Here is a 7,994-nt window from a genome sequence, read left to right as displayed (position 1 = left end):
GGCGCCGAACCCGGTCGACACCCCGTAGGCGGGGGTGGGGCTCTCGGCGAGCTCGACATCGACGACGGCGCCGACGACGGCCTCGGTGGCGATGGCGGTGTCCGTCGGTGTCCTCCGGCGTCAGAGCCAGGACGGCAGCGCGGGTATCCCTCCCGCCGGGCTGTACGGCAGAGGGCCGGGTCTGCCGGTCATCCAGGGCAGCACCCGGTCGAGGTCGCCGCGCACCTCGACCGGGGCTCCCGAGCCGAACGTGACCGGTGCGCCGCCGGGGACGCGCACGGTGACCCGTACGCCCGTCCTGCCGTCCAGCCCGGTGGCGACGTCCTGGACCAGGGCGTGGCCGAAGCCGTCAGGCAGCGCGGCGAAGCCGTACCCGGCGTCCAGGTCGACCAGGTGGACCCAGAGCTCCCTGGCGCGGAGCCACAGGACCTCCCGCGCCGGGATCCGGCGCCCCCGCCCGCTGACGACGGTCCGCGCCCAGTGCTCCTCGCCGAGCGAGCCGGTGGCGGCGGCGAACCGGGCCGAGCTCTCCGCGACGTCCCGCAACTGCTCGGCCAGTCCGCGTGCCGCTCCCTGCTCGATCTGCTCGGCGCGATCTCCCGCGGAGGCGTACATCGGCGTCGGCAGCCCGGTCCGGGCCCAGTCGAGCAGGTTGACCAGGGCGTCGGCGTTACGGGCCACGTGGGTCAGCAGGTGGCCTCGGCTCCACCCCGGCAGCGCGCACGGCGCGGCGACGTCGGCCGGCCGCAGGCCACGCGCCGCCTCTTCGAACACCAGCCGGCCCGATTCCACCCATTCCGCCCACGCCGACGCCCTCTCCGGTGCCGGTGCCGGTGCCGGTGCCGGTGCCGGTGCTGACGCCGATGCCGGGGCGCGTTCCGGCGGTGTCGCCGGAGAGGGGTCAGACATCGGGCTTCTCCTCGACGCAGACGTTCACACACTCGCCGATTCCCTCGATCGCGGTGCGCAGCACGTTGCCCGGCCGGAGGAACACCTTCGGATCACGGGCCGAGCCGACGCCGCCGGGCGTCCCCGTCGCGACGAGGTCCCCGGGCTCCAGAGTGGTGATCTGGCTGATGTAGGCGACCAGCTCGGCCGGCGGGAACAGCAGATCGGACGTCCTGGCGTGCTGCATCTCCACGCCGTCGACCTCGCAGCTGACCTCCAGGTCCGCGGCGTCGCCGATCTCGTCCGGAGTGACCAGCCACGGTCCGACCGGTGTGCTGGCCTCGAACGTCTTGCCGGACAGCCACTCCTGGGTGCGCCACTGCCAGTCGCGGGCGGTGACGTCGTTGAGCACCGTGTAGCCGGCGATCGCCGCGCGGGCCTCGCCGGTGGAGGCTCTCCGCACCGGCCGGCCGATCACCACCGCCAGCTCGACCTCCCAGTCCCACTCGGCGGTCACCGAGGGAACGGCGAGATCGTCCCGGGCGCCCAGGAGGGAGTTCGCGAACTTGGCGAACAGTGTGGGGTGCGTGGGAAGCCGGCGGCCCATCTCCAGAATGTGCGAGCGGTAGTTCAGCCCGACACAGAAGATCTTGGCGGGCCGCCGTACCACCGGGGCGAGGTCCAGTGTGGACCGTTCGTGCACGGGGCCGGCCGCGGCCTCGGCCCGCCGTCGCCAGTCCGGATCGGTCAGCAGCGTCTCCACGTCCGCCGGCCCGATCTCGACGGCCGTGTCATGGTCCACCCGGACCGCCGCGTAGCCGTCACCGCTGCGAATGGTCGCCAGTCTCATCGGTTTTCTCCCCTGTGGTTCGCTGTCTCGGTCTGGGTGCGCGCCAGGTTGAGCGCCTCGTACACCGGGGCGTCGCTGAAGGTGAACAGGTCCAGGTCCGTCTCCGCCTGGACGCGGAACCGGGTCCACGAGGGCACCGCGACGAGATCCCCGGACGTGATCCGCTGTTCGGTGCCGTTCAGGCTCACCACGCCCTCCCCCCGGAACACCTGCCACACCGAGGACCCCACGGCGCGTGTGGGAACGGTCGCGGCGCCGGCCCGGATCCGGTGCATCTCGGTCCGGAGGGTGGGCAGCGCGTCCCGGCCGGTGGTCGGATTGCTGAACCGCACGCCGGCGTGGCCGGGGGTGACGACTCCGGGATGCCCGTCGTTCTCCAGCTCCAGCTGCGCGGTCAGCGCGGCGTCCGTGTCGGTCCAGCGGTAGGCCATCAGGGGTGAGGCCGGGGCGTCCGCGGCCGAGATCGGGCGCAGGCCGGGGTAGGCCCAGAGCGCCTCGGACCGGGAGCGCGACGGCGTCGCCCGCTCCGTGACGCCGTCCTCGCCGAACTCGAAGAACGCCGCGTCGAGTTGCCCGACGAGCGGGATGTCGAGGCCGTCGAGCCAGGTCATGGGCCGGTCGCCGACGTGGTGATGCCCGTGCCAGTGCCAGCCGGGGGTGAGCAGGAGGTCACCGGCCCGCATCTCCACGGGGTCGCCGTTCACCACGGTCCAGACGCCCTCGCCCTCGAGCACGAACCGGAACGCCCCCTGCGAGTGCCGGTGTGCCGGGGCCACCTCGCGGGGGCCGAGATACTGGATCGCCGCCCACAGGGTGGGGGTCGCGTACGGCCATCCGGGCAGCCCGGGGTTGGACAGGGCGATCGCCCGGCGCTCACCGCCCCGCCCGACCGGCACCAGCTCACCGGCGCGTTCGGCCAGAGGGTACAGCTCACTCCAGTGCCAGACATGCGGGCGCGCGGCGGGCGTCGGCACCAGGGGCATGAGGTCCTCCCGCTGTGTCCACAGGGGGAGGAGCCCGGCCGTGTCGAAATCGGCGTACAGCCGGTCGAGTGCGGGGTCGGTGGCGGTCATGGTCCCACTTTCCGTCGGGAGCGCCGCAGGCTCCCGGGCCGAACAGGTGCGATTGTCGTCTTGCTGGGAGAACGTAGTCAGCACCCGCCGGGACGCCCTACCCGTTGAACGAAAACCGCTCGGCCGGAAAGCGAACGCTCAGCCGCGTGGACGGCGCAGCGTCTGGGAGGGGCGTTCGCCGTACCGCTGCTCGTACAGCTTGGCGAAGCGGCCGAGGTTGTAGAAACCCCAGCGCATGGCGGCGTCGGTCACCGAGGGCTCCGGCGGCCCCTGGACGCGCAGCTCCTCGTGCACCCGGCGCAGGCGCAGGTCCCGCACGTAGGTCATGGGCGAGACGCCCAGATGCTGCCGGAAGACCATCTGCAGCGCACGGGCGCTCACCCCGCCGACGGCGGCCAGGTCGCCGAGCGTGGGCAGCTCCTCCAGGTGCTCCTGGACGTAGTCGACGACCGTTTCGAGCACCGACGGCCGTGGGGGTTCCTCCACCCGGACCAGACTGCGCAGATGACCTCCGGCGCCCGCGAGGAGAAGGCTCGTCATGATGAGCGATTCGAGCTGCCGCCGGGCCGCGGGGAAGCGGGCGAGGGCGCCGTCCTGATCCCATTCCCGCTGCACGAACTCGGCGGCGTTGAGCAGGCTCACCCCCGCCGGGGTGGTGAGGTCCAGCGAGACGTCGAACGGGATGGGGTGCTTCACGTCCTCGTTCAGCAGCAGGGACAGGTGCCGTTCGAGGGACTGGCGGGGAAACTTCAGGGCGAACTGGCGGGCGTCGGCGGACCAGCGGACCGTGGCGCTGCGGTCCGGGAGCAGGACCGTTCCGCTGCGCCGGGCCACGGTCGTCGCGTGCTCCCCGTGGCCCCGGTCGACGGCGCTGTGCCCGTTCAGTGTCAGGTTCACGTGGTAGCACGTGGTCAGCGGCGGCAACGTGATCCGCGACTCGACCCCGTAGGTGAGATATCCGAACGTCATGACCTTGGACTCGACCGCGTTCAGGCGCGCGTCGATGTCCACTCCGCCCGCGGTGTCCAGGCGGTGTTCCACATAAACCCTGCTGACCACATCCTGTGCGTGGGACACGTCCGTGGTGCGGAGGACGCCGTGTTGTGCGAGCGGTTCGGAGAGAAACACAGCTGCCATTGACGGCTCCGTGGTGCGGTCGGCGGGGATGCTCGATAAATCGTACGTATGCGTACGATAAGCCGGACTAATCGGACTTTCAACCAGCTCCCGGCAAAACCCCGTCGTCCTCCTCGCCGCCACCAGGCCCGCGGCACCCGATCAGATCTGATCCGGGTGTCGTGAAACCCGGCCGGAACAGGGGCTCCGGTGAATCCGGCGCGGTACGTCGGCGGCCGGGGGCGGCGGTGGATCCGGCGGGAGGGAGGCGGGGCAACCTGGAAGATGCGCGGGGCGGGGCGCGGATGCGACGGTCGGAGCGTGAGCATCGCGGGACGCCGCCGGACGGAGGCCGACAGAGGCCGACGGAGGTGGGCGGAGGCGGCGGTATGGCCTGGTGATCACGCGGTGACAACCGGTTAACCGGCGACGTCGCCCGCCCGGTGCTCTTTCCCCGAGGAGGCGGACATGCCCGACCGTTCCGATGTCGTCGTGGTGGGCGGCGGGGTGATGGGTGTCTCGCTCGCCCTTCACCTGCTTGAGGCCGGGATCGAGAACGTGCGTCTCCTTGAGCGGGACGGCCTGTTCGAGGGCACCAGCGGCGCGGGCGGAGGCTTCCTGGCCCCGTGGACCACGATCTCCCCGCTGCACGGGGCCGAGTCGAAGGCGCTGCCCATCGAGCGCTACGGCATGGACTTCTACGCGGGCCTGCACGCGGCGGGATACGACATCGACTACCGCCGCAACGGCGTGCTCTGGGTGGCGGCCTGCGAAGCCGCGTGGAACCAGGTCCAGCAGCTCACCTGGTACGCGGCCGACCCCGGCAGCTTCGAGGTGGAGCCCGGCCGGATGGCGGAGCTCACCGGCGGCGTAGTCTCCGGCGACGGGGTGTACGGCGGCCAGTACGTCCCCAGCGGGGCGCAGGTCACCACGGCCAAGGTCGCCGTCGCGATGGCCGACCGGATCACCGAACGGGGCGGCGTCATCGACACCCGGCGTCCGGTGACCGAGATCCGCGTCCGGAACGGCCGGGTCACGGGGGTCGAGACGCCCGGCGGCGCGGTGGACTGCGAGACCGTGGTGGTGGCCGCCGGTGCCTGGAGCAACCGGCTTCTGGAGCCGCTGGGCGCCTTCCTGCCCGCCGTACCCCAGGTCACCTCGCGCATCATCACCGAACCTCTCGGCATCCCGGAGACCATGCCCGTGCTCATGCTCCAGGGCCTGATGCCCGGCGAACCCGGCGGGGGCACCGTGCTCTGGGTGCGAGGGCACCACGGCGGCCTGCTCTGGGGCGGCATGTACACGACCTACCCGAGGAACATCCTGGTGGACGCGCCGGTGCCGGACCGGCTGGACGAGCTGCCGACCGACGGCGTCCTGGAGAACCAGCGGGTCGCCAGGGCCGCGACCTTCATACCGGCCCTGTCCCGCCCGGCGAGCATCAGGGTCAAACACGGCGCGCCCTGTTACACCCCGGACGACATGGCGCTGGTGGGCCCGGTGCCGGGTATCGAGGGCCTCTACGCCATGGGCGGGGACAACGAGCTCGGCGTCACCCACGGTCCCGGCTTCGGAAAGGCGCTGGCCGACCGCATAGCGCACGGATCGAGTGACCTGGCAGACCTGGCGCCCTGGAGGATCGACCGCTTCGGAAATCGGTTCACCAACCAGGCCGAGACGTTCCAGGCGGTCATGGAGTCGGTCGGGCAGCTGCTCGTGGGGGAGGACTTCGCCGCCGCCGGTAAACCCCGCTGACGGGCGGGGGACTCACCGCCCGTGCGACCCACCGCCCACCGGCCCGCGAGAGGATCAGCCGCGTACCGCGACGAGGAGGCCCCGGGCGGTGAAGTGGGTGTCGTGCTCGACGTGTTCGGCGGCGCAGCCGGCGTTTTCGAGCGCGGAGAGATACTGCGCCCGGGTGAACAGCGTCAGCGGCTGGATGTGCGTGAAGTGCCGGATGCCGGTCGCGTCCGCCACGAGATAGTGCGCCTCGTGCCGGACGGAGTCACCGTCGCGCCGGGAGTGTGACAGCCGTGCCACCGTCCGGGTGCCGGCGCGCACCACGTCGTGCGCGATGTGACCGTCCAGGAAGGTGCCGGGCGACCACCAGGGGTCGATGACGAGCACGCCCCCGGGGACGAGGTGGCGCGCCATGGCGGCGACGGCGGCGCCGAGCTCGTCCACACCGGACATGTAGCCGAGCGAGCTCGTCAGGCAGCAGACCGCGTCGAAGGCGCGGCCCAGATCGAATCCGCGCATGTCGCCCTGGTGCACGGGTGTCCCGGGCCGCTTGCCCCGGGCCAGCGCGCACATGGCGGGAGACATCTCCAGCCCGGCGACCTCGTCGAAGTGGGTGGCCAGCCACCGCAGGTGCTCACCCGTCCCGCAGGCCACGTCCAGCAGCGAGCCCGCGTCCGGCCTCCTGCTCCGTACGGTCTCGGCCACCACCGCGGCCTCGGCCGCGAAGTCCTGGCCACGTCCCCGGTAGAAGAGGTCGTACACCTCGCTGACGTCCTGCCCGTAGACCGCGGTGGCCGGGAGCGGCCTGCCGTTCCCGGCCACCGGCGCCTCGTTCCCCGGCGCCCCGGTGATCCGCGTCCCGTTCTCCGATGTCCCGGCCGCCGGGGGCCTGTTCTCCGGCGTCCCGGTCGCCGGCGTGTCCGTCATCCGGCGTTCCCCGCGGCGCTCGCCGAGCCCAGCGCCGCCGAGCGCCGGGTGACCACCTCGCGCAGCGCGGCGACCGTCGTGTCGACGTCGTCGTCGCTGAGCGCCTGGTGCAGGGGCAGGCAGAGGGTCCGGGCCACCGCGGCCTCCGCGCCGGGCAGCCGGGCGTCCGACCCGTACGCCCTGACGCGGTGCAGCGCCGCGTAACGGAAGGTGGTGTAGATGCCGCGCTCGTAGAGGTCGCGGGCGACGTCGTCGCGGATGCCCTCGTCCATCTGCACCCAGTACAGGTAGTGGGAGGAGGCGTGTCCCCTCGGCAGCGGAGGCGGCGTCACCACACCGGTCAGGTCGGCCAGCGCCCTGTCGTAGCGTGAGACGATCTCGCCGCGGCGTTCGACGAACCCCTTGAGCCTGCCCATCTGCACCACACCGATGGCCGACTGGATGTCGTTCATGATCGAACGCCGGGAGAACGACGAGATCTGAAAATCCCACCAGCGGGTGTTGTTCTCCTTGGCCTGGGAGAAACCGCTGAACTGCTCCAGGCCGAAGTAGGCCAGCCTGCCCGCCTGCGCCACCAGCTCCGGGTCCCGGGCCGACAGCATCCCGCCGTCGCCGGTTGCCACGATCTTGGTGCTGCCGAAGCTCCACACCCCGAGGTCGCCGATCACGCCGCACGCCTGGCCGTCCACCCGGGACGCCACGGAACAGGCGGCGTCCTCGATCAGGAGGATTCCCCGGTCGCGGCAGAGCGCCGCGATCTCCACCACCTCGCCCGGATAGCCGCCGTAGTGCAGCAGGATGACGGCTTTCGTCTTCGGGGTCAGCGCCGCGGCCACGTCGTCGACGGTTGGGTTCAGCGTCCGGGGGTCCACGTCGCAGAAGACGGGCCGGGCGCCGTGCGCGGCCACCGCGTTGCCCGCGCCCACGAAGCTGACCGTCGGGAGCACCACCTCGCCGCCGGGGCCGGCACCCGCCAGGCGGGTCGCGATGAAGAGCGCCTCCGTGCACGAGTTGACCGAGGTGACCCGGTCGTGGCCGACACCGAGGTGATCGGCGAAGGCCGCCTCGAAGTCCGCGGTCCGCCGCCCTCTGCCGATCCAGTTGCTTCTGAACACCTCCGCCACGGCGGCCAGTTCCTCGTCGGCGAGCGTCGGCTGAAAGACGTTGATCATCTCACCCTTCCTGGAGCTCTCAGGCGATGCGTGATGCGCGGCCCAATGTAACGTTTGTCGATTGCACTCGGTAGAAAGACCGAAACTCTGAGCAATCCAGGAGAAATGTCGATTGTGGCGACATCCTGACGAGCTGAGTTGCCGACTAAGGCGATTTTATCGGGCAATTCATGAGAAGCCTAGATTTAGGGCGCCAGGATAAGATTGACGATGATGAGAAAGGGTGCC

Annotated in this window: 7 protein-coding genes; 1 reads left to right on the top strand and 6 read right to left on the bottom strand. The window is 71.4% G+C overall.

Annotated elements, in window-relative coordinates:
* Window positions 1–120: 120 nt before the first annotated feature.
* The 4 genes from ACWEF2_RS28205 to ACWEF2_RS28190 all read right to left on the bottom strand — a co-directional run bounded on the left by ACWEF2_RS28205 (window position 121) and on the right by ACWEF2_RS28190 (window position 3,948).
* Window positions 121–909, bottom strand: coding sequence for a maleylpyruvate isomerase family mycothiol-dependent enzyme (locus ACWEF2_RS28205; RefSeq protein ID WP_453819358.1), 789 nt, complete (start codon window positions 907–909; stop codon window positions 121–123).
* Window positions 902–1,738 carry a fumarylacetoacetate hydrolase family protein gene (locus tag ACWEF2_RS28200; protein WP_453819357.1) on the bottom strand — a complete coding sequence of 279 codons (837 nt, stop codon included), beginning with the start codon at window positions 1,736–1,738 and terminating at the stop codon, window positions 902–904. The genes ACWEF2_RS28205 and ACWEF2_RS28200 overlap by 8 nt, the downstream gene beginning before the upstream one ends.
* On the bottom strand, window positions 1,735–2,811 hold the full coding sequence (locus tag ACWEF2_RS28195; protein WP_453819356.1) for a cupin domain-containing protein: 1,077 nt from the start codon (window positions 2,809–2,811) through the stop codon (window positions 1,735–1,737). Before ACWEF2_RS28195 ends, ACWEF2_RS28200 begins: the two co-directional genes overlap by 4 nt.
* 138 nt (window positions 2,812–2,949) lie before the next feature.
* Window positions 2,950–3,948 carry an AraC family transcriptional regulator gene (locus ACWEF2_RS28190; RefSeq protein ID WP_453819355.1) on the bottom strand — a complete coding sequence of 333 codons (999 nt, stop codon included), beginning with the start codon at window positions 3,946–3,948 and terminating at the stop codon, window positions 2,950–2,952.
* Between the two features lie 447 nt (window positions 3,949–4,395).
* On the opposite strand from ACWEF2_RS28190, the gene ACWEF2_RS28185 reads away from it, so the two are divergent.
* The gene (locus tag ACWEF2_RS28185) at window positions 4,396–5,682 is read left to right on the top strand and encodes an NAD(P)/FAD-dependent oxidoreductase (RefSeq protein WP_453819354.1); all 1,287 of its coding nucleotides are present in this window, start codon (window positions 4,396–4,398) and stop codon (window positions 5,680–5,682) included.
* Window positions 5,683–5,736: 54 nt separating this feature from the next.
* Here the strand turns inward: ACWEF2_RS28185 and ACWEF2_RS28180 are convergent, their stop codons facing one another.
* Together ACWEF2_RS28180 and ACWEF2_RS28175 are read right to left on the bottom strand one after the other, a co-directional pair.
* On the bottom strand, window positions 5,737–6,594 hold the full coding sequence (locus ACWEF2_RS28180; protein ID WP_453819353.1) for a class I SAM-dependent methyltransferase: 858 nt from the start codon (window positions 6,592–6,594) through the stop codon (window positions 5,737–5,739).
* Window positions 6,591–7,766 (bottom strand): DegT/DnrJ/EryC1/StrS family aminotransferase, encoded by a 1,176-nt coding sequence (locus ACWEF2_RS28175; RefSeq protein WP_453819352.1) that lies wholly within the window; start codon window positions 7,764–7,766, stop codon window positions 6,591–6,593. The genes ACWEF2_RS28180 and ACWEF2_RS28175 overlap by 4 nt, the downstream gene beginning before the upstream one ends.
* Between the last annotated feature and the right edge of the window lie 228 nt (window positions 7,767–7,994).

This window comes from Streptosporangium sp. NPDC004631 (genome assembly GCF_053601935.1).
The sequence above is the reverse complement of the archived record's forward strand: the minus strand, read 5'-3'. Positions and strand labels throughout refer to the sequence as shown.

Excerpts from the sequence above, each read along its gene's own strand:
- ACWEF2_RS28195 (WP_453819356.1), bottom strand. The coding sequence starts at position 2,811 with ATGACCGCCACCGACCCCGCACTCGACCGGCTGTACGCCGATTTCGAC.
- ACWEF2_RS28200 (WP_453819357.1), bottom strand. The coding sequence starts at position 1,738 with ATGAGACTGGCGACCATTCGCAGCGGTGACGGCTACGCGGCGGTCCGG.
- ACWEF2_RS28180 (WP_453819353.1), bottom strand. The coding sequence starts at position 6,594 with ATGACGGACACGCCGGCGACCGGGACGCCGGAGAACAGGCCCCCGGCG.
- ACWEF2_RS28205 (WP_453819358.1), bottom strand. The coding sequence starts at position 909 with ATGTCTGACCCCTCTCCGGCGACACCGCCGGAACGCGCCCCGGCATCG.
- ACWEF2_RS28185 (WP_453819354.1), top strand. The coding sequence starts at position 4,396 with ATGCCCGACCGTTCCGATGTCGTCGTGGTGGGCGGCGGGGTGATGGGT.
- ACWEF2_RS28190 (WP_453819355.1), bottom strand. The coding sequence starts at position 3,948 with ATGGCAGCTGTGTTTCTCTCCGAACCGCTCGCACAACACGGCGTCCTC.
- ACWEF2_RS28175 (WP_453819352.1), bottom strand. The coding sequence starts at position 7,766 with ATGATCAACGTCTTTCAGCCGACGCTCGCCGACGAGGAACTGGCCGCC.